Genomic DNA, 18,387 nt, shown 5'->3' on the forward strand with positions numbered 1-18,387 from the left:
CTAGGGACAATGATACTCCTCGCGCTCGCCGTCGTTCTGTTCCTCGTTCTGTTGAACGGGGTCTTCGCCATGTCCGAACTCGCGGTGGTCTCCGCGCGGCGGGCCAGACTACAGAGCCAGGCCGACAGGGGAGACCGCGGGGCCAAGATCGCCCTTTCCCTGGCCGAGCATCCGACCCGCTTCCTGTCGGCCGTGCAGGTGGGCATCACCCTGATCGGCATCCTGGCCGGCGCCTATGGCCAGGCCACCATCGCCGGCGCGCTGGACAAGTGGCTCGAGCCGCAGCCGGTGATCGGCCCGCATTCGGAAATCATCGCCACGACCATCGTCGTCGTCGGCCTGACCTACGTCTCGGTGATCCTCGGCGAGCTGGTGCCCAAGCGCCTGGCCCTGATCTTCCCCGACACCATCGCCCGCGCCATGGCGCCGTTCCTGGCCCTGGTGGCCACCGTGCTTCGCCCGTTCGTGACCCTGCTGACGGTGTCGACCGCCGCCATCCTCAAGCTGATGGGCGTGCGCGACGAGCGCAACAGCGGCATCACCTCCGAAGAGGTCGAGACCGTCCTGGCCGAAGGCGCCGACGCTGGCCTGATCGAGCCTGAAGAGCGCTCGATGATCCAGGAGGTGCTGCGCCTGGGCGACCGCCCCGTCCGCGTGGCCATGACCCCGCGCCGCGACCTCTACTGGATCTCGCTGTCGGACGAGCCCGAGGCCGTCCTGGCGGAGGTGCGCGAGTGCCCCTATTCGCGCATCGTCGTGGCCATGGAAGGCGACCTGGACGGCGAGATCGGCGTGGTGCTTAAGAAGGACCTGCTGGACGCCTGCCTCGGCGGTGAGCCGCTGGACCTGCGCGCCCACATCCAGCAGCCGATCGCCATTCCGGAGACCATGTCGCTGCTGCGCGCCATGGCCGTCTTCAAGCAGACCTCGCTGCACGTGGCCCTGGTGGTCGACGAGTTCGGCTCGGTGCAGGGCGTCATCACCCCGATCGACCTCCTGGAAATGATCGCCGGCGACTTCCCCGAGGATCACGACGAGGGCGAGCGCCGCATCCTGCGCCGCGAGGACGGCAGCTGGCTGGTCGACGCCCGCCTCGACATCCAGGAGCTCAACGACGCCCTGGGCGAGAACTTCGAGGCCGAGGGCGGCTATCACACCGTCGCCGGCCTGATCCTCGACCGCCTGGGCCGCATCCCGGCCGAGGGCGAAATCCTGCACCTGGGCGCCTTCGACGTGGAGATCGTCGACATGGACGGCTCGCGCATCGACAAGGTCATCCTCAAGGCCGGCAAGGGCCGCGAGGGCGACGAGGGCTGACGCGGGGCCAGGCATGAGCCATCCGGGGCCCTGGGGCGGCGAGCCGCCGCCCGAGCCGCAGACGCCGGCTCCGCCGCGCGCCTCGTGGCGACGCTGGCTGGTCTGGTTCGTCGTGGTCTCGGCTGGCCTCGCCGTGCTGGGCCTGCTGCTGCGGGCCTCGCCCTGGGCGCTGCGCGAGACCAATGGCTGGTTCTACCTCGCCTGGGGCGGCCTGCTGGCCGCGGCCCTGTCCACCGGTCTGCTGCGGGCGACCCGCCGCCAGGCGCTGCATGGCCTGGGCTATGCGGCGATCTGGGCCGGGATCGTGCTGGTGCTGGCCGTCGGCTACCTCTATCGCGGCGAGCTGGCCGAGGCGCCCCAGCGCCTGCGCATGGCCCTGAACATCGGCGAGCCGGTCGCCACGGGCGAGCGAGAGCTGCGCGTGGCCCAGGACGCCAGCGGCGCTTTCGTCATCGTCGGCCAGGTCAACGGCCAGCGGGTTCTGTTCCTGGTCGACACCGGCGCCACCAACACCGTGCTGAGCCCAGCCGACGCCCAGCGGATCGGCGTCGACATGGCCTCGCTGCGCTTCGACCAGACCAGCGAGACCGCCAACGGCCTGGGCTACGGCGCCCAGTGGACCGCCGAGCGCCTCGAGATCGGCCCGATCCGCCGCGACCGCTTCCCGATGGACGTCAACCAGGCCCCGATGAGCGCCTCGCTACTGGGCATGAGCTTCCTCAACACCCTGGACTCCTACGAGGTCCGCGGAGGGCAGCTGATCCTGAGGTGGAGGGAGTAGGCTGACCCTCCCCCCGTGGGGGAGGAGGCCGAAGGCCGGAGGGGGGGGACGTTTTCAGCTTTCGAGGCATTGGGGGTGTTCGCGAGAACCCCCCACCGATCGCTACGCGATCGCCTCCCCCATAGGGGGAGGTTTCTCAGGCCGCCGTCTTGCGGCGGATCCGCGCCAGGCGCCGCAGGCGGCGCCAGAAGCGGGTCTTTTCCGGCTCGGGGTAGGGCTGCAGGTTCTTGAAGAACTCCTCGGCGCAGGCGCGCCACGAGAAGCCCTCGGCGAACTTGCGCACCGCGGCGTGGTCGATGTCGAGGCAGGCGAGGCAGGCCTCGCGCAGGCCGTCGGTCTGGCCGGGCGCCAGCACGCCGGCGCCGGAGCCCGGGATGATGTCGATGGGGCCGGGGGCCGAGAACGCCGCCACCGGCACGCCGGCGGCCATGGCTTCCAGGATCACCAGGCCGAAGGTGTCGGTCAGCGAGGGGAAGCAGAAGACGTCGGCGCAGGCGAAGTGGCGGGCCAGTTCGTCGCCGAACTTGGCGCCCAGGAACTTCACCTCGGGATATTTCTCGGCCAGTTCCTCGCGCTGGGGACCGTCGCCGATGACGACCTTGGTGCCCGGCAGGTCGAGGCTGGCGAAGGCCTCGATGTTCTTCTCGACGGCCACGCGGCCGACATTGAGGAAGATCGGGCGGGCCAGGCCCTCGAACAGATCCGGCTCGTCCGACTGGCGCGGCTTGAAGACGTCGGTGTCGACGCCGCGCGACCAGGGCGAGATATTGCGGAAGCCGTGGCGCACCAGTTCGTCGCGCATGGTGGGCGTGGCCACCATCAGGCGGCCCGAGGGCTTGTGGAACCAGCGCATGTAGGTGTAGCCGGCCGCCAGCGGCAGCGGCAGGCGGGCCGAGACGTACTCGGGGAAGCGCGTGTGGTAGCTGGTCGTGAACGGCAGCTTCCATTCCAGGCAGATGCGGCGAGCGGCCAGGCCGATCGGGCCCTCGGTGGCGATGTGGATCGCCTCGGGCTCGAACGACTTGAAGCGCTCCTGCACCGGTTCGTAGGCGCCGATCGCGAGCTTGATCTCGGGATAGGTGGGCAGCGGGAAGGTCGGGAACTGGTCAGGGCTGACCACGTCCACCTCATGGCCCATGGCGCGAAGCTCGGCCATCACCTTGGTGAGGGTCCGAACCACGCCGTTGACCTGCGGTTCCCATGCGTCGGTGGCGAGAAGTATCCGCATCAGGCGGCGGCAGGCTCCGGCAACGGGGGCTCGACGGCGAGCGCCCGGGCCCGGTCGATCACCGACCAGGACCTCATCTTGGACCATTCGAGGATTTCGAGCTGGCCGTCCATATGCTCCACCAGAGCGGTGCAGCTTTCAACCCAGTCACCGTCGTTGACGTAAAGAATACCGTCGATCTCCCGCATCTCGGCCTTGTGGATATGGCCGCAGATGACGCCGTCGACGCCGCGGCGACGGGCTTCGTCGGCGACGGCGGCTTCGAAGTTCTCGATGAACTGCAATGCGTTCTTCACCTTGACCTTCAGATAGGCCGAGAGACTCCAGTAGCCGAACCCCATCCTCCGCCGCGCGCGGTTGAGCAAGGTGTTCAGCATGAGGATGGTTCTATAGGACCAATCCCCCAGGAAGGCGAGCCACTTGGCGTGCTGCACGACGCCGTCGAATTCGTCGCCGTGGACCACCAGGTAGCGCTTGCCGTCGGCGGCCTCGTGGATCACGTCGCGGGCTACGACCACGCCGCCGAAGTGGGTGCCGCAGAAGTCGCGCACGCGGTCGTCGTGGTTGCCGGGGACGTAGATGACTTCAACGCCCTTGCGGGCCAGGCGCAGGATCTTCTGCACCACGTCGTTGTGGCTCTGGGGCCAGTACCAGCCGCTGCGCAGCTTCCAGCCGTCGACGATGTCGCCGACCAGGTAAAGCTTGTCGCATTCGACGTGGCGGATGAAATCCAGCAGAAGCTCGGCCTGGCAGCCGCGCGTGCCCAGATGGATGTCGCTGATGAAGATGCTGCGATAGCGGCGGATCTCGGTGTCGGCGGCCATGAAGGCTTCCCCAGCGCTGCGGCGGGCCGCCCCCGCGACGACCGCCATCCCAAGCGAGAAACAGGATGGCGGATAAGCTGATTGCATGTCGCTTTAATGAAACCGTCCGGGTTCGGCGCCGATTGCGACGGCGAGTCGCGGAAGGGTGGGGAGGGACCTTGCCAGGCGCCGTTACGGAAGCTCTTCTTTCGATCAGCGGGCGCCGTTGTGGCAGGCGCTCAGCTGACGACTTGAAACCGCCGCGATCCCTTGCATTGATTGGGAAAACGACTGTTGCAGCGCAGCATCGTCCGCACTAGATGACCCCGATGGACGCCGCCCGCCTCGCCAAGGACACACCGAAGTCGCTGAAGACGCGCGCGCGCATCCTCGACTGCGCCATGCGTCTGTTCGCCGAGATCGGTTATCACGCGGCCACCAACCCGGTGATCGCCGACGCCGCGGGCCTGACGCGCGGGGCGATGCTCTATCATTTCCCGACCCGCGAGGCCCTGGTCGAGGCCGGCGTGGCCCACGTCCAGGCCGCCCGCTCGGCCCTGTTCCGCGCCGCCGCCGACAGCATCCCATCCGGCGCCGACGTCACCGAGCACGCCATCGACAGCTACTGGGACCTCCTGCAGAGCGAGCCGTTCCTGGCCTTCGCCGAACTGGAGGCCGCCGGCCGCACCGACCCGGCCATCCAGGCCCTGCTGGCGCCCGCCCAGGCCGAGTTCGACCGCGCCCAGGCCGGCGACCACTTCCTGAAGATCCTGCACGCGGGCGCCGGCCCGCGCTTCCAGGCCAGCCGCGACCTCGCCCGCTTCATGCTGGAAGGCCTGGCCCGCACCACCCTGACCTACGACGGCGAAGGCCGTCGCGAGCGCTTGCTGATGCTGATCAAGCGCGCCACCCACATGCTCAACCGCAAGGGCGACATCCAGGACCTCTGGCCGGACTGAGAGCCCCGGATCCTCCCCCTGAAGGGGGAGGTGGCCCGAAGGGCCGGAGGGGGAAGTGTCCGATGAAGTCAGCGCAGCCCCAATCGCAGCAGTCCCTTCCCCCTCAGTCGCTCCGCGACAGCTCCCCCTTCAGGGGGAGCATATGGAGCCACGAAAAAGGGCGCCGGCTTTCGCCGACGCCCTTTCCGCCGCCTCCCCCCGAAGGCGGGGCGCTTCCTAAGTCCTGATCAGAACTTGTAGCGCAGGCCCAGCAGGATCTCGCGACCCGTGTGGTGGTAGACCACCGGCATGTTCTGCGTGCCGGTGAACTGGTCCTGGTATTCGTCGGTCAGGTTCACCCCTTCCAGGGTGATCTTGAACTGGTCGTTCAGCGTGTATTGCACCGAGGCGTCGACGTTGAAGGTCTCGTTGGTGCCGTCGTAGGGGATCGGCGCGGCCGTGGTGTTCTCCTGGCCCAGCACGCGGGTCAGGTAGCGGTCGCGGTACGAGGCCGAGACGCGGGCGCTCCACTTGGCGTCTTCGTAGTAGAGCGTGGCGTTGTAGCCCTTGCGCGACAGGCCCGTCAGGTCGGTCGTCGCCACCACGGCGCCAGTCGAGTTCACATAGTCGACGTCCGACTTCACGTAGGTGTAGTTCAGCAGCACGCCGGTATTGGCCAGGAAGCCGGGCAGGAACTTGAACGGCTGCTGGTAATTGACCTCGAAACCCTTGACCTTGCCGCCGTCGGTGTTGACCGGGGTCGAGAAGTTCCATTGCGCCGAGGGGCTGCAGCCGACCGTCGTGCCGCAGGCGGCGATGGCGACGCTGTCGGGGATGCCGAACGGGTTGCCGGTGAAGGTGGTCGAGGTGGTGACCGTCTGCACCAGGCTGTCGATGTTCTTCTGGAACAGGGCCAGCGACAGCAGGGCCTGGCTCTGGAAGTACCATTCGAACGCCAGGTCGAAGGTCTTGGCGCGGAACGGATCCAGGTTCGGGTTGCCGGCGGTGACGCTGCGGGCGGTGCCCGAGACGCTGACCGTCGAGCCCGGGGTCAGGCTGCCCAGGTCCGGACGCGACATCACCTTGGCCGCGCCGAAGCGGATCAGGAAGCTGTCGGTCGGCTCCAGCACCAGGTTCATCGACGGCAGGGTGTCGTCGTATTCGCGGCCCGACGAGATCGCGACCGGCGCGCCGCCGACATAGGTGTAGCCGGTGGCGTACTGCTTGGTCTTCACGTAGCGGACGCCGAAGTTGCCGCGCAGGCCCCAGTCGCCCACTTCCGTGCGGAAGTCGGCCTGGGCGTAGCCGCCGCGGTTCTCTTCGGAGACGCTGCGGTTGTTGCCGAGCGAGGGCTCCGAACCCAGGCGGAAGGCGCCGCCATAGGCGGTCGGGTCGTTGAGGCTGAGCGCCGAGACGGCCTTGGCGATGCTCGGGAGGATGGTCTGGGCGCCGCCCAGGGTGGCCAGGGTGGAGAAGTTGGCCAGCGACATGGCCGCGATGGCCGCCGGGATCACCGTTTCCTGGTTGGTGGTCGTGCCCACCGTCCGGCGCATCTCGGTGGTCTCGAAGTCGTACTGCTTGAAGTTCAGGCCGGCGTTCAGCGTCCAGGTGTCGTTCAGCTTGTAGACGCCCCAGGCCTGGGCGGCGTCATAGGTGTTCAGGGCCGTCTGCGGGCGCAGGCGGATCTGGGTCAGGCGCCACTTGGTCGGGTCGGTCAGGGCGGCGTTGCCGTAGTTGAACTTTGGATTGCGGCTGTCGGTGTAGTCGTAGCCATAGCCGTCGACGTTGAAGTAGTCGAAGCGCAGCGTCGTCTGGACCGGGTTGGTGTGGTCCGACTCCGAGTGGCCGACGAAGCCGTTGATCGTGAACTTGTCGTTGATCTGGTGTTCGCCGGTCAGCGAGAACTGCGTGAACTTGGTGCGCAGCTTGTCGAAGCGGTTCTCGACGGCCAGGTCGACGTCGTCGAACACGCCCTTGACCATCACGCCGTCCTGGATGGTCGAGGAGACCACGTTGGTGTCGGCGATGCCGCAGCTGGTGGCGACGTTGGCGGTGGTGCAGGGATTGCCGGTGCTGAAGGATGGGGCCTCCAGGTAGGATTCCTCGCGCGTGCCCTTCAGGTCGGCATAGAGGGCGTCGAACGAGATCGTCGTGCCCTCGAAGGGCTGGAACTGCAGGGCGAAGGTGGCGCCCAGACGTTCCTGGTCGTTCTGGAAGCGGTCGACGCGCGGGAAGCGCGGGTGCAGGGCGGCGTTGTTGGCCTGGGCGGCGGCGTTCGGGTTGGCCAGGGCCGGAAGCGTGGCGTTCGAACCGCAGCGGGTGAGGTCGGGAACAGTGTAGCCCGGGCTGCCCACGACTTCGGAAGTGCGGTTGCAGGCGTCGAAGCCCGGGCCGAAGGCGTTGCCGGTGGCCCAGCGCACCGAGCTGTGGCCTTCCTCGACGGTCTTGCGCTTGGTGTAGGCGATCGAGAACAGCGCCCCGAGCTTACCGTCGGCCCAGGTGTTGGAGATCATGAAGGCGCCGCGGGGCGTCGTCTTCTCCGACAGGTCGTTGAAGCCGGCCTGGGCCGAGGCCGACATCGCAAAGCCGTTGTAGTCGAACGGGCGGGCGGTGCGCAGGTCGACCGTGGCGCCCAGCGAGCCCTCTTCCGTCGTCGCCTCGGCGGTCTTGCGCACCGTGATCGAGTTGAACAGGTCCGAGGCGAAGATGTTGAAGTCGAACGAGCGGCCGCGGTTGGTGCCGCCCGACGAGTCGGCGCTGCCCGCCGTGGTCAGGGCTTCCATGCCGTTGATGCGCACGCGGGTGAACTGGGGGCCAAGGCCGCGCACCGAGATCTGGCGGCCTTCGCCGCCGTCGCGGGCCAGGGCGACGCCCGGGATGCGCTGGATGGATTCCGACAGGTTGAGGTCGGGGAACTTGCCGATGTCCTCGGCCAGGATCGAGTCGACGGCCCCGGCTTCCTCGCGCTTGACGTTGAGGGCCTTGGCCAGGCTGTTGCGGAAGCCGGTGACCACGACGGCCTCGACGGCGTCGTCCTCGGTGGTGGCTTGGGCTTCCTGGGCCATGGCCGAACCCGCGGCCGCCAGGGCCATGGCGACGGCGCCGGCCGAGACGCTGATCTTCAGAGCGCGCAGGCGCGCAGCATGTCCGTAGGACATTTGTTCCTCCTCCCGTTCGTTTCGTTGCGGCGCGGCCTTGGAGAGACCCCGCCGTGGCTTCGAAACAGTCCCGCGTCCTTCCCACGCGACCGTTCTCGGCCGTCATTCTGGAAACCGGTGTCACTCCTTGTTGGAGTTCTCTGACACCGGTAGCAACGAACGCGTAACAAACACCGGAGGACGCATCAAGTGATGGGACCGGTAACAGTTGTAACGACCGGCGCGAACGTGGCGCCGGCGCTACGAAAGTGCGGGATTCAGCGCTGAACCACCTTGTGCAGGCCGTCGAGCATGCCCCGGCGATGCTCCGCCGGCAGGCTGGCGCCGACGTTGCGCAGCAGGCGCAGGGCCGACAGGTGGACGTCGACGGCGTCCCAGCGCCAGGCCTGGGCCTCGGCGCAGGCGTCGACCAGGGCGCACAGCGATACGGCCGCCTCGTCGACCCCGGCGTCGGCCGCGAAGCCGGACACGTCCACGACCTTCAGGGTCATGGTGTAGAGGGTCTCGAACTCCTCGCTGGCGCGATCGGGAGCGCCGGGGCCGAAGCGGGCCTCGATGGCTTCCAGGGCGGAGTCCAGGGCGGCCAGCGAGCTCTCGCGCAGGGCCTCGACATTGGCCTCGGCGGCGGCGAGCGCGTCCTTGGCCATGAGGCCGCCGCGGTCCTTGATCATCGAGGCCAGGCGGTTGGGCGGACGGAACTTGCGAACGGTCATATCTGCACCTTCGCGATCTTCATCAGATTGTTGATTTCCTCTTGGGACATGTTGGGCTCCTGGGCATCCCCAACCTCCCCCTGAAGGTCGTCCTTGCGTCGGCCGTCCGTCCCCGGCGGCGGCCCCTCGTGCTTGAACCGTCGATCGGGCCCGATGTACGTATCGCACTCGATGAAGGCTCGCTCCTCGCGCGCCACCCAGAAAATCCGCTCCAGCAACACCTTGGGCGTGATCGGCTTGGCGACGGTGAAGTTGGCTCCCGCGTCCCGGTTCTTGAACACCTGCGAGATGCGGGTGTGGCCAGTGACCAGGATCACCGGGACATAGCGGTTCTGCTCGGGCGCCTCGCGCCGCAGCCACTGGATGAACTCGTAGCCGTCGACCTCGGGCATCTGCACGTCGCTGATGATCAGGTCGAAGGTGTGGATCTTCACCAGGGCCTGGGCGTCCTTCACCGACTCCGCACGGTGCAGGGTGCGCACGCCGAAGCCGGAGACGACGCCCGACAGGATGTCTAGGGACGCGCCATTGTCGTCGAGCACCAGCACGGTGGCCCGCTCGAGATTGATCCGAGTCGAAGGATTTAGCGGCTCGGGCATCGACGCCTCAGAAGAAGTCGAGCTCGCCGGCCTCGGCGCCCCAGCCGGAATGCTCCTGGTCGGAACGCAGGCGCACGACGAGGTCGGCCAGGCCCAGGCCTTCGAGCAGCGGGTCGACCGACAGGCTCCATTCGCCCGAGGCGTGCTGGCTGATGCGGGCCAGAACATCCGACAGGCCGTGCAGGCGCTGGCTCAGTTCGTCCAGGGCCTGAAGCCGGGTGATGTTCTCGAGGGCTGCGCCGCCGGTGGCCAGCTCGCCCGCCACGTGCTCGCACTCGCGGCAGATCGTCGCCGCGGCCGCCAGTTCGGCCGCCAGCCGGCGCGACAGTTCGCCCACCGGAAGCTGGTGATCCGGCGAGACGACGATATCGGCGGCGGCGGTCGACGGGGCGGTCATGAGGACTAGAACAGCTCCAGGTCGCCGGCGTTGGACGCGGGCTGGGGAATGGGGGCGGGACGACGCACTTCCTGCGGCGCGTTGTCGACGGCCACGAGGCGCTGGCGCACCCGGCCGGTGACCGGCCAGAACTCGACCCGGCGGGCCGAGACGCCGCCGACGCTGGACGAGACGATCGGAATGCCTTCGTCGCGCAGGAAACGCTCGGCGAAGGCCGCATTGCTGGCGCCGACGTCCGACAGGCTGTCGAACAGCTTGCCGCCGCCGAAGATCTTGGCTTCCAGCCGCTCGCGGCGGGCGCCCTTCTTCAGCAGGCCGTTGATCAGCAGTTCCATGGCGTAGGCGCCGTAGCGCACCGCGTCGCCGCCGTTGCCGCCCCGGCCGTCGCCGGCGTCGGGCAGCAGGAAGTGGTTCATGCCGCCGACGCCCGCCTGCGGGTCGCGGATGCAGGCGGCGATGCACGAGCCCAGCACCGTGGTCATCACCACGTTGGGATCGGTCGAGACATGGCTCTCGCCCTGGGTCACGTGGACCTTGGTCGCGCGCAGCTCGTCGTCGTGAGAATAATCCCTGCCGATCATGTCAGCTGTCCGAACACTTGCTCGATCTTGTCGCGCAGGCCCTGCACGGTGAACGGCTTGACGCAGTAGTTGTTGACCCCGAACTGCACGGCGCGCTGCACCAGTTCGCGGTCGGCGCGGCCGGTCAGCATGACGAAGGCGGTCTGGCGGATCGGCGGGTGCGAGCGCACGGCGCGCAGCAGGGCCAGGCCGTCCATCTTCGGCATGTTGAAGTCCGAGATCACCAGGTTGGCCGGCTTGGCCAGCAGGTTCTTCAGGGCTTCTTCGCCGTCGGGCGCCTCGCGGATGTCCTTGAAGCCGATCTGCTGCAGCGCGTTGCGGATCAGCGCCCGCATGGTCAGCTGGTCATCGACGACGAGAACGGAAATGGAGCTTGCTTGGGGCATGGGACTATCGCCTCGCGGAGGCCAGATCGAGGATGGATTGGCCGATGGAGGACAGGGAAACCTGCTTCTCCACGGCCCCGATTTCTTGGGCGGCGCGCGGCATGCCGTAGACGACGCAGCTGGCCTCGTCCTGGCCGACCGTGCGGGCGCCGGCCTGGCGCATCTGCAGCAGCCCCTGCGCGCCGTCGCGGCCCATGCCGGTGAGGATCGCGCCGACGGCCTTGTCTCCGACGGCCTGGGCCACCGAGCGGAACAGCACGTCGACCGAGGGGCGGTGACCGCTGACCGGATCGCCGGCCACCAGGCGGCAGCGCAGGCCGGCCGAGCGGACGACTTCCAGGTGCGTGGCGCCGCCGGGAGCGACATAGACCTTGCCGACTTCAAGCGGGGCGCCGTCGACGGCTTCCTGCACCTTGGCCCCGCTGGCGCGGTCGAGGCGCGCGGCGAAGCTGGCGGTGAAGGTCGCCGGCATGTGCTGGGTGATGACGGTCGGCGGGCAGGTCTCGGGGAACTGCGACAGGATCGTCAGCAGGGCTTCCACGCCGCCGGTCGAAGAGCCGATGGCCACCACGTCGCCCGAGGGCAGGTAGGCGCCGCCGCGACGGGCCGGGGTCGCCGGCGCGTCGGCCTTGGTGCGGACCGAGGCGCGGGCCGCGGTCTTCACCTTCTCGGCGACTTCAGCCAGCGCCTCGGCGGTGCCGGTGGCGGTGGTGGGCTTGCCCACGCAGTCGACCGCGCCCAGTTCCAGCGCGCGCAGGGTCATCTCGGCCCCGGCCTGGGTCAGGCTGGAGACCATGACCACCGGCATCGGCCGCAGGCGCATGATCTTCTCGAGGAACTCGATGCCGTTCATGTTCGGCATCTCGATGTCGAGGGTCACGACGTCGGGGTTCAGGGCCTTGATCATGCCGCGGGCCTCGAACGGGTCGCCGGCGGCGCCGACCACCTCGATCTCGGGATCGCGGTTGAGGGCGGCGGTAATCAGGCCGCGCATGGTCGCCGAGTCGTCGACGACGAGGGTGCGAATCTTGGCCATGCTCAGACCCCCGTCTTGCGATAGGCGGTCAGGCCGCAGCTCTCGAAGCCGCGCACATTGGCGCCGACGCGTTCGGAGTGGCCGACATAGAGCTTGCCGCCCGGCGCCAGCAGCGGCGCGAAACGGCTCCAGACCCGCTCCTGGGTCGGTTCATCGAAATAGATCACGACATTCCGGCAGAAAATGGCGTCGAACGGACCCTTCATCGGCCACGACGGGCCGTTGAGGTTCAGCTCGCGGAAGGCGACGAGGCTGCGCGCGGCCTCGCAGACCCGCCAGGCGCGGCGGTCGCTCGGATCACGCTCGAAGAACTGGCCGCGCATCGATTGCGACACGCCTTCCAGCAGGTGCTCGTCATAGACGGCGGCCCGGCCGGTGGCCAGGACGTTGGTGTCGATGTCGGTGCCCAGGATGCGGATGTCCAGTTCGGCCGCATTCGGCCAGACCGACAGCACCGTGAAGGCCATAGAATAGGGCTCCTGGCCCGACGAACTGGCGGCGGACCACAGACGAAGGCGGCGGCCGGCGCGCACCTGGTCGGCGATCGGCTCCAGGATGTTGGCGCGCAGGTCGTCGAAGTGGTGCGGCTCGCGGAAGAAGCGGGTGACGTTGGTCGTCAGGGCCCGCAGCATCTCCTGGCTCTCGTCGAGGCCCTGCTCGCTGGTCACGAAGGCGCAGTATTCCTTGAACGAGCGCAGGCCCAGGGCGCGCAGGCGCTTGGCCAGGCGCGAATAGACCAGCGTGGCCTTGGTGTCCGGCAGGCTGATGCCGGCCATGCCGTAGAGGATCTCGGCGATACGCTTGAAGTCCTGGGTGGTGAAGGCGAACTCGCCGTCGACCAGGGCCTCGCGCCGATCGGTGGAGGAGGGAGCGAAGGTCATCAGGCGGCCAGGGCCTCGCGCTCAGGCAGCAGGCGATCGAGCGAGATCTCGCTGATCATCCGGCCGTCGATGGAAATGATGCCGCGGATGAAGCTGCGAACGGCGTCGCAGGCCAGGTCCGGGGTCGGCTGCACGAGGTCGTCGGTGATCGACAGGATGTCCGACACCGCGTCGACCAGCATGCCGATCATGCGGTCGCCGGCCTTGACCACGATGAACACGCTGCGGACGGTCGGCTCGATCACCGGCATGCCCAGGCGGCAGGCCAGGTCCATGATCGGCAGCACCGCGCCGCGCAGGTTGATGACGCCGCGCATGTAGCCGGGCGACTGCGGAAGGGTGGTGGCCGGCGACCAGCCGCGGATCTCGCGGACGGCCATGATGTCCACGCAGTATTCCTGCTCGCCCACGCGGAACGAGATCAGTTCGCGGCGTTCGCCCGTGACGGTGATTTCTTCGGTCATCGGCTTATTCCGCGGCGATCAGGGTGGGTTCGGCGGGACGGGGCGGTTCGCGGCGACGCAGGCTGATCACCGCGTCGACGTCGAGGATCAGGGCCACGCGGCCGTCGCCCAGGATCGTCGCGGCGGCGACGCCGTCGACCTGCTGGTAGTTCTGCTCCAGCGACTTGATGACCACCTGGCGCTGGCCGTGGATGGCGTCGGCCACCAGGGCGGCGCGCGAGCCGTCCTCGCCCTCGACCAGCAGCACGACGCCCTCGGTCGGCGGCGGCGAGCTGTCGCGGTAACCGAGCGTCAGGCCGACGTCGATCAGCGGCACGAAGCTGTCGCGGACGGCCAGCACCGAGCCGACCGGGCCCAGCGGGCGAACTTCTTCGGGCTTGGGGCGCAGGCTTTCGACGATGGCCGCCAGCGGCACCACCAGGGTCTCGCCGGCGACGTCGACCACCATGCCGTCGAGGACGGCCAGGGTCAGCGGCAGGCTGAGCGTGAAGGTCGAGCCCTGGCCCGGACGCGAGGTGATCGAGATGCGGCCGCCCAGGGCCTGCACCGAGCGCTTGACCACGTCCATGCCGACGCCGCGGCCCGAGACGTCCGAGATCTTGTCGGCGGTCGAGAAGCCCGGGAGGAAGATCAGGTTGTCGATCTCCTCGTCGGTCAGCTGCAGCTCCGGCGAGATCAGGCCCTTCTTGATCGCGATCGAGTGGACGCGCTCGCGGTTGATGCCCTTGCCGTCGTCGGAGACCTCGATGACGATCCGGCCGCTGCGATGCAGGGCGGCCAGGCGAACGACGCCTTCCGGATTCTTGCCGGCCGCCTTGCGCTCCTCGGGGCTTTCCAGCCCGTGGTCGATGGCGTTGCGCAGCATGTGGGTGATCGGGTCGGACAGGCGCTCGATGACCGTCTTGTCGACCTCGGTGTTCTCGCCGTCCATCACCAGGCGGGCCTGCTTGCCCGTCATGCTGGCGACTTCGCGGACCAGGCGCGGCATGCGCTGGAACACCGACTTCACCGGCTGGGCGCGGATGGCCATGACGCTGTCCTGGATCTCGCGCGTCAGCTGTTCCAGCTCGTCGAGGCCCATGGCCAGGTTGGAGGAGGGGGCGATGCCGTATTCGCCGACGCGCTGCGCCAGCATGGCCTGGTTGATGACCAGTTCGCCGACCAGGTCGATCAGGCGGTCGATGCGCTCGGGATCGACGCGGATCACCGACTGGCCCGGACCGGGGACGTCGATCTGCTGGGTCTTGGCGGCGGCCGGGGCGGCGGGAGCCGCAGCGACGGGGGCCGGGGCGACCGGCGCGGCGACCGGAGCCGGAGCGGCTTCGACGACCGGGGCTGCGGCCACGGGTTCGGGGGCGGCTTCGATCACCATCGGGGCCGGAGCCTCGGCGACGATCGTCGGCTCAGGCGCTGCCGGGGCGGCGGGCGCCGGGGCGTCGCCGGCCAACAAGGCGGCCAGGGCGGCGTCGGGGGCCAGGCCCTCGCCGCGGGTGATTTCCAGGTCGCAGTCGCCGTCGACGAATTCGAAGACCTCGCGGATGGCGGTCTCGTCTTCCTCGGTCTCCAGGCGCACCGTCCAGGTGGCGTAGGCGGCTTCGGCGTCCAGCATGTCCAGCGGCGGGATGGCGCTGGCGTCCAGGGTGGCCTCGATCGGGCCCAGGCGCGCCAGTTCGCGCAGCAGCAGGGCGGTCTCGTTGGCCTTGCGGTAGAGGTCCGACTTCGGACGGATCGACACCGTCCAGACATTGCCCGCGGCGGCGGCGACGTCGGCCGCCTGCTCGTCGATGGTGATCGTCATCGGCTGGAAGTCGAAGCCGAGGTCGTCGTCGTCCAGGGCGTCGTCGGCCCCGATCAACGCTTCGGCCGGGGCGGCGGCGACGGGCGCGGCTTCGAAGGCGGCCGCCTCGACCACGGGCGCGGCGACGGGAGCCGGCGCGGCGTTCGGGTCGGTGCAGGCCTTAAGTTCGGCGGCCATGGCGGCCGAGACGGCTTCGTCCACGACGCCCAGGCCGCGGGCCGAGCTGACGTGGTCGGCCAGCACGTCCGAGGCGCGCAGCAGGGTCACGACCAGGTCCGGGGTCGCAGGCACTTCGTTGGAACGAACGGCGTCGAGCAGGGTCTCGAACACGTGGGCGAAGCGCACCAGCGGCTCGAGGCCGAAGGCGCCGGCGCCGCCCTTGATCGAGTGGACGGCGCGGAACACGGCGTTGACGGTGTCGCCGTCGTCATTGCCGTCCTGCATGGCCAGGAGCCCGCCTTCGAGGTCGGCGAGCAGTTCCTCGCATTCCTGGAAGAAGGTGACCTTGATGGCCTCTAACTCGTCCATTCCAACGTTCCTAAAACGAGAGAGTCTTCAGTGCCCCCGGGCAGGGGGAAACGACGTCAGGCCGCGACGCGGCGGATGGCGTCGACCAGCTTTTCCGGGTTGAACGGCTTGACGATCCAGCCCGTGGCGCCGGCGCGGCGCGCGCGGTCCTTCTTGGCCGGGTCGCTTTCCGTGGTCAGCACCAGGATCGGGATGGCGCGATAGTCGTCGTCGACCCGCACCGCCTCGATGAAGCCGAAGCCGTCCAGCTTGGGCATGTTGATGTCGGTGATGATCACGTCGGGGCGATGGGCCGAAAGAACTTCGAGCCCGTGCTCGCCGTCGACCGCTTCGACGACGTTGAACCCGGCGCCGGCGAGGGCCATGCGCAGCATGTCCCGCATCGTTCGGGAATCATCGACCGTGAGGACCGTCCGCGTCACGATTGAACTCCATGGATATCCGCCGAAAGAAGCGCCCCTTCGGCGCCGAACAGACGGGTGGTTTCGACAAAGGCCTCCGAAGGGGCCCGGATAGAAAAGGACTTGCCGTCCGCCGCCCAGGCGGTCTTGGCCGCCAGGAGCACTTGCAGGCACAGGCCGCCGAGGCGACGGACGTTGCCGGCGTCGACCTCGACCGCATCGCCGCGGCGTTCCAGGAACGCCGCCTTGAGGGGACCCGACGCCTTCAGATCAAGCGTTTCGGGCAGCGAAAGCACAGTCATCAAAACTCCTCCCAGCCGTCGCTGACCGGGGCGGCCGCTGCGGCGGCTCCACCACGGCCGGGCCGGGCGAAGGCGCCGAGCCGGGCGCGTTGCTCGGCGACGGGGTTGCGGGCCGGCGAGTCGACGTGGGCGTCGGCTTCGCGCGGGCGTTCAAAGCGTTGCGTGGCGCCTTCGCCCACACGGAAGCGACCGATCAGGCGCACCAGCTCCGCGGTCTCGCCCTTCAGCGAGTGCGTCGCGGCGGTCGATTGCTCGACCATGGCGGCGTTCTGTTGGGTCACCTGATCCATCTGGTTGACGGCGGTGTTGACTTCGTTGAGGCCGGTCGCCTGCTCGGCCGCCGAGGCGGCGATCTCGGTGACCAGGGCGTCGATCTCGCCGACCTTCGCCACGATCCGCTGCAGGGCCTCGCCGGTCTGGCCGACCAGCGACACGCCCGCCGAGACCTGCTGGGTCGACGACGAGATCAGGGTCTTGATCTCCTTGGCGGCCTCGGCCGAGCGCTGGGCGAGCGCGCGGACTTCCTGGGCGACGACTGCGAAACCACGTCCCGCTTCGCCCGCCCGGGCGGCCTCCACCCCGGCGTTGAGCGCCAGGAGGTTGGTCTGGAAGGCGATCTCGTCGATCACGCCGATGATCTGGCTGATCTGCTTGGAGGAATTTTCGATTTCGCCCATCGCGGACACTGCCTGATGGACGACCTGGCCGGAATGCGTCGCTTCGCCACGGGTGGTCGAGACGACGTCCGAGGCCTGGCGGGCGCCCGAGGCCGTGCGGCGCACGGTGGCGGTCAGTTCGTCGAGGGCGGCGGCGGTCTCTTCCAGGCTGGCGGCCTGCTGCTCGGTGCGGCGCGACAGGTCGTCGGAGGCGTGGGCGATTTCGTCGGCGCCGGTGCGCAGGCCGTCGGTCGAGGCCGTGATGACCTTCACGGTGTCCTGCAGCTGGGCGATGGCGCCGTTGAAGTCGTCCTTCAGCTTGGCGTACTCGCCCGGGAAGTTGGCGGTGACGCGGAAGGTCAGGTCGCCCTGGGCCAGGCGCTCCAGGCCCTCGGCCAGCGAGCTGACCACCAGGGCGCTCTCGCGGGCGGCGGCGGCGGCGGCCTGTTCCTTGGCGCGACGTTCGTCGGCGGTCAGGGCGGCCGACTTCTCCTGCTCGGCGCGCAGCTGCTCCAGGTGCAGCTGGTTGTCGCGGAACACCTTCAGCGAACGCACGATGGCGCCCAGCTCGTCCCCACGAGTCAGGCGTTCCAGATCGATGCCGTTGTCGCCCTTGGAGAGCTTCTCGGTGGCGCCGGCGATGTCGGCGATCGACTTGCGGGTGCTCATCATGGTCAGGAAGGCCAGGACGCCGACGGCGGCCAGGGTGATGAGCGAGAGGACGATGGTGATGCTGATCGAGGCGGCGGCCTCGGCCTGGCGCTTGGCGGCCTGGGTCTTGGCGCGGGCGGCCGCGTCGTCGACGACCTTCTGCAGCTGCGCGGCCATCTTGACGTACTGGTCTTCGAAGCTGGCGGCGAAGCTGCCGGCCATGCCGGCGTCGACGTCGATCATGCCGCTGACGGTGTCGACGGCGCTGCGGCACTCGGCCAGCGCCTTGACCAGGGCGTCGATCTTCGGACGCTCGGAGGCGGGAAGGCGGGCCGACAGGCCCTTCATTTCCTTGCCGAGGTTGTCGAACTCGGTGAGCAGTTCGGTGATGCGCGGCCCGGCCGGCGCGGCCATCGGGTCGGCCTTGGAGGCCATGATCTGGTAGAGCGTGCCGTGCGCGTCGGTGATGCGGCGCGACAGCGACTGGATCTCGCTGTTGGTGCGCATGTCGGTTTCGACGACCTGCTGCAGCGCGGCCGACTGGTTCTTCTGCACGACGATGGACCCGACGGCCATGGCCGCCAGCATCAGCAGTGCGAAGGCCGGCGCGAAGCCGATTTTTATGATCAACGGCAGATCGACGAGTCGAAAGCGCTTCATGACAAATCCCCTCCAAGAGACGGCCGTGCCCACGGACCGTCCGCAATGTGAGGCGATCATCACGATAGATTCCTAATTCTTCCTGACTTTGGTTAAGGATGATGGCCGC

Annotated in this window: 18 protein-coding genes; 3 read left to right on the forward strand and 15 right to left on the reverse strand. The window is 68.6% G+C overall.

Annotated elements, in window-relative coordinates; genetic code table 11:
* Window positions 1-9: 9 nt before the first annotated feature.
* Together ACODR1_RS07970 and ACODR1_RS07975 are read left to right on the forward strand one after the other, a co-directional pair.
* On the forward strand, window positions 10-1,317 hold the full coding sequence (locus ACODR1_RS07970; RefSeq protein WP_101720621.1) for a hemolysin family protein: 1,308 nt from the start codon (window positions 10-12) through the stop codon (window positions 1,315-1,317).
* 13 nt (window positions 1,318-1,330) lie between these two features.
* Window positions 1,331-2,098 (forward strand): retropepsin-like aspartic protease family protein, encoded by a 768-nt coding sequence (locus ACODR1_RS07975; protein WP_488879974.1) that lies wholly within the window; start codon window positions 1,331-1,333, stop codon window positions 2,096-2,098.
* A gap of 136 nt (window positions 2,099-2,234) precedes the next feature.
* Here the strand turns inward: ACODR1_RS07975 and ACODR1_RS07980 are convergent, their stop codons facing one another.
* Both ACODR1_RS07980 and ACODR1_RS07985 read right to left on the reverse strand, forming a co-directional pair.
* Entirely contained in the window at window positions 2,235-3,326 is a 1,092-nt protein-coding gene (locus ACODR1_RS07980; RefSeq protein ID WP_488879975.1) for a glycosyltransferase family 4 protein, read from the reverse strand.
* Window positions 3,326-4,150, reverse strand: a complete 825-nt coding sequence (locus ACODR1_RS07985; RefSeq protein ID WP_101720624.1) for a UDP-2,3-diacylglucosamine diphosphatase — start codon at window positions 4,148-4,150, stop codon at window positions 3,326-3,328. Before ACODR1_RS07985 ends, ACODR1_RS07980 begins: the two co-directional genes overlap by 1 nt.
* 308 nt (window positions 4,151-4,458) lie before the next feature.
* Between ACODR1_RS07985 and ACODR1_RS07990 the strand changes: the two genes are divergently transcribed.
* Window positions 4,459-5,088, forward strand: coding sequence for a TetR/AcrR family transcriptional regulator (locus tag ACODR1_RS07990; protein ID WP_488879976.1), 630 nt, complete (start codon window positions 4,459-4,461; stop codon window positions 5,086-5,088).
* 227 nt (window positions 5,089-5,315) lie between these two features.
* Here ACODR1_RS07990 and ACODR1_RS07995 read toward each other — a convergent pair whose 3' ends face one another.
* The 13 genes from ACODR1_RS07995 to ACODR1_RS08055 all read right to left on the reverse strand — a co-directional run bounded on the left by ACODR1_RS07995 (window position 5,316) and on the right by ACODR1_RS08055 (window position 18,278).
* A complete protein-coding gene (locus ACODR1_RS07995) occupies window positions 5,316-8,225 on the reverse strand; it encodes a TonB-dependent receptor (RefSeq protein WP_488879977.1) in 2,910 nt (969 codons plus the stop codon).
* Between the two features lie 257 nt (window positions 8,226-8,482).
* A complete protein-coding gene (locus ACODR1_RS08000) occupies window positions 8,483-8,938 on the reverse strand; it encodes a chemotaxis protein CheE (RefSeq protein ID WP_488879978.1) in 456 nt (151 codons plus the stop codon).
* On the reverse strand, window positions 8,935-9,537 hold the full coding sequence (locus ACODR1_RS08005) for a response regulator (protein WP_488879979.1): 603 nt from the start codon (window positions 9,535-9,537) through the stop codon (window positions 8,935-8,937). The genes ACODR1_RS08000 and ACODR1_RS08005 overlap by 4 nt, the downstream gene beginning before the upstream one ends.
* A gap of 7 nt (window positions 9,538-9,544) precedes the next feature.
* On the reverse strand, window positions 9,545-9,934 hold the full coding sequence (locus ACODR1_RS08010; RefSeq protein WP_101720628.1) for a DUF8776 family protein: 390 nt from the start codon (window positions 9,932-9,934) through the stop codon (window positions 9,545-9,547).
* A gap of 5 nt (window positions 9,935-9,939) precedes the next feature.
* Entirely contained in the window at window positions 9,940-10,515 is a 576-nt protein-coding gene (locus tag ACODR1_RS08015; RefSeq protein WP_101720629.1) for a chemotaxis protein CheD, read from the reverse strand.
* Window positions 10,512-10,901 carry a response regulator gene (locus ACODR1_RS08020; RefSeq protein WP_058347350.1) on the reverse strand — a complete coding sequence of 130 codons (390 nt, stop codon included), beginning with the start codon at window positions 10,899-10,901 and terminating at the stop codon, window positions 10,512-10,514. Before ACODR1_RS08020 ends, ACODR1_RS08015 begins: the two co-directional genes overlap by 4 nt.
* A gap of 4 nt (window positions 10,902-10,905) precedes the next feature.
* Window positions 10,906-11,937, reverse strand: coding sequence for a protein-glutamate methylesterase/protein-glutamine glutaminase (locus ACODR1_RS08025; protein ID WP_101720630.1), 1,032 nt, complete (start codon window positions 11,935-11,937; stop codon window positions 10,906-10,908).
* Window positions 11,938-11,939: 2 nt separating this feature from the next.
* Window positions 11,940-12,818 (reverse strand): CheR family methyltransferase, encoded by an 879-nt coding sequence (locus ACODR1_RS08030; protein ID WP_101720631.1) that lies wholly within the window; start codon window positions 12,816-12,818, stop codon window positions 11,940-11,942.
* Window positions 12,818-13,282, reverse strand: coding sequence for a chemotaxis protein CheW (locus ACODR1_RS08035; RefSeq protein ID WP_101720632.1), 465 nt, complete (start codon window positions 13,280-13,282; stop codon window positions 12,818-12,820). Before ACODR1_RS08035 ends, ACODR1_RS08030 begins: the two co-directional genes overlap by 1 nt.
* A 4-nt stretch (window positions 13,283-13,286) precedes the next feature.
* Entirely contained in the window at window positions 13,287-15,608 is a 2,322-nt protein-coding gene (locus ACODR1_RS08040; protein WP_488879980.1) for a chemotaxis protein CheA, read from the reverse strand.
* A gap of 56 nt (window positions 15,609-15,664) precedes the next feature.
* Window positions 15,665-16,030, reverse strand: a complete 366-nt coding sequence (locus ACODR1_RS08045) for a response regulator (protein ID WP_058347355.1) — start codon at window positions 16,028-16,030, stop codon at window positions 15,665-15,667.
* Window positions 16,027-16,311: an STAS domain-containing protein gene (locus ACODR1_RS08050; RefSeq protein WP_420808196.1), complete on the reverse strand. Its 285-nt coding sequence runs from the start codon at window positions 16,309-16,311 to the stop codon at window positions 16,027-16,029. The genes ACODR1_RS08045 and ACODR1_RS08050 overlap by 4 nt, the downstream gene beginning before the upstream one ends.
* Complete coding sequence (locus ACODR1_RS08055) at window positions 16,311-18,278, reverse strand: methyl-accepting chemotaxis protein (RefSeq protein ID WP_488879981.1); 1,968 nt, start codon at window positions 18,276-18,278, stop codon at window positions 16,311-16,313. Before ACODR1_RS08055 ends, ACODR1_RS08050 begins: the two co-directional genes overlap by 1 nt.
* Between the last annotated feature and the right edge of the window lie 109 nt (window positions 18,279-18,387).

Source organism: Caulobacter sp. FG7, assembly GCF_057808875.1.

Coding starts and splice junctions, on each gene's coding strand:
- ACODR1_RS07970 (WP_101720621.1), top strand. CDS start 10: ATGATACTCCTCGCGCTCGCCGTCGTTCTGTTCCTCGTTCTGTTGAAC.
- ACODR1_RS07975 (WP_488879974.1), top strand. CDS start 1,331: ATGAGCCATCCGGGGCCCTGGGGCGGCGAGCCGCCGCCCGAGCCGCAG.
- ACODR1_RS07980 (WP_488879975.1), bottom strand. CDS start 3,326: ATGCGGATACTTCTCGCCACCGACGCATGGGAACCGCAGGTCAACGGC.
- ACODR1_RS07985 (WP_101720624.1), bottom strand. CDS start 4,150: ATGGCCGCCGACACCGAGATCCGCCGCTATCGCAGCATCTTCATCAGC.
- ACODR1_RS07990 (WP_488879976.1), top strand. CDS start 4,459: ATGGACGCCGCCCGCCTCGCCAAGGACACACCGAAGTCGCTGAAGACG.
- ACODR1_RS07995 (WP_488879977.1), bottom strand. CDS start 8,225: ATGTCCTACGGACATGCTGCGCGCCTGCGCGCTCTGAAGATCAGCGTC.
- ACODR1_RS08000 (WP_488879978.1), bottom strand. CDS start 8,938: ATGACCGTTCGCAAGTTCCGTCCGCCCAACCGCCTGGCCTCGATGATC.
- ACODR1_RS08005 (WP_488879979.1), bottom strand. CDS start 9,537: ATGCCCGAGCCGCTAAATCCTTCGACTCGGATCAATCTCGAGCGGGCC.
- ACODR1_RS08010 (WP_101720628.1), bottom strand. CDS start 9,934: ATGACCGCCCCGTCGACCGCCGCCGCCGATATCGTCGTCTCGCCGGAT.
- ACODR1_RS08015 (WP_101720629.1), bottom strand. CDS start 10,515: ATGATCGGCAGGGATTATTCTCACGACGACGAGCTGCGCGCGACCAAG.
- ACODR1_RS08020 (WP_058347350.1), bottom strand. CDS start 10,901: ATGCCCCAAGCAAGCTCCATTTCCGTTCTCGTCGTCGATGACCAGCTG.
- ACODR1_RS08025 (WP_101720630.1), bottom strand. CDS start 11,937: ATGGCCAAGATTCGCACCCTCGTCGTCGACGACTCGGCGACCATGCGC.
- ACODR1_RS08030 (WP_101720631.1), bottom strand. CDS start 12,818: ATGACCTTCGCTCCCTCCTCCACCGATCGGCGCGAGGCCCTGGTCGAC.
- ACODR1_RS08035 (WP_101720632.1), bottom strand. CDS start 13,282: ATGACCGAAGAAATCACCGTCACGGGCGAACGCCGCGAACTGATCTCG.
- ACODR1_RS08040 (WP_488879980.1), bottom strand. CDS start 15,608: ATGGACGAGTTAGAGGCCATCAAGGTCACCTTCTTCCAGGAATGCGAG.
- ACODR1_RS08050 (WP_420808196.1), bottom strand. CDS start 16,311: ATGACTGTGCTTTCGCTGCCCGAAACGCTTGATCTGAAGGCGTCGGGT.
- ACODR1_RS08055 (WP_488879981.1), bottom strand. CDS start 18,278: ATGAAGCGCTTTCGACTCGTCGATCTGCCGTTGATCATAAAAATCGGC.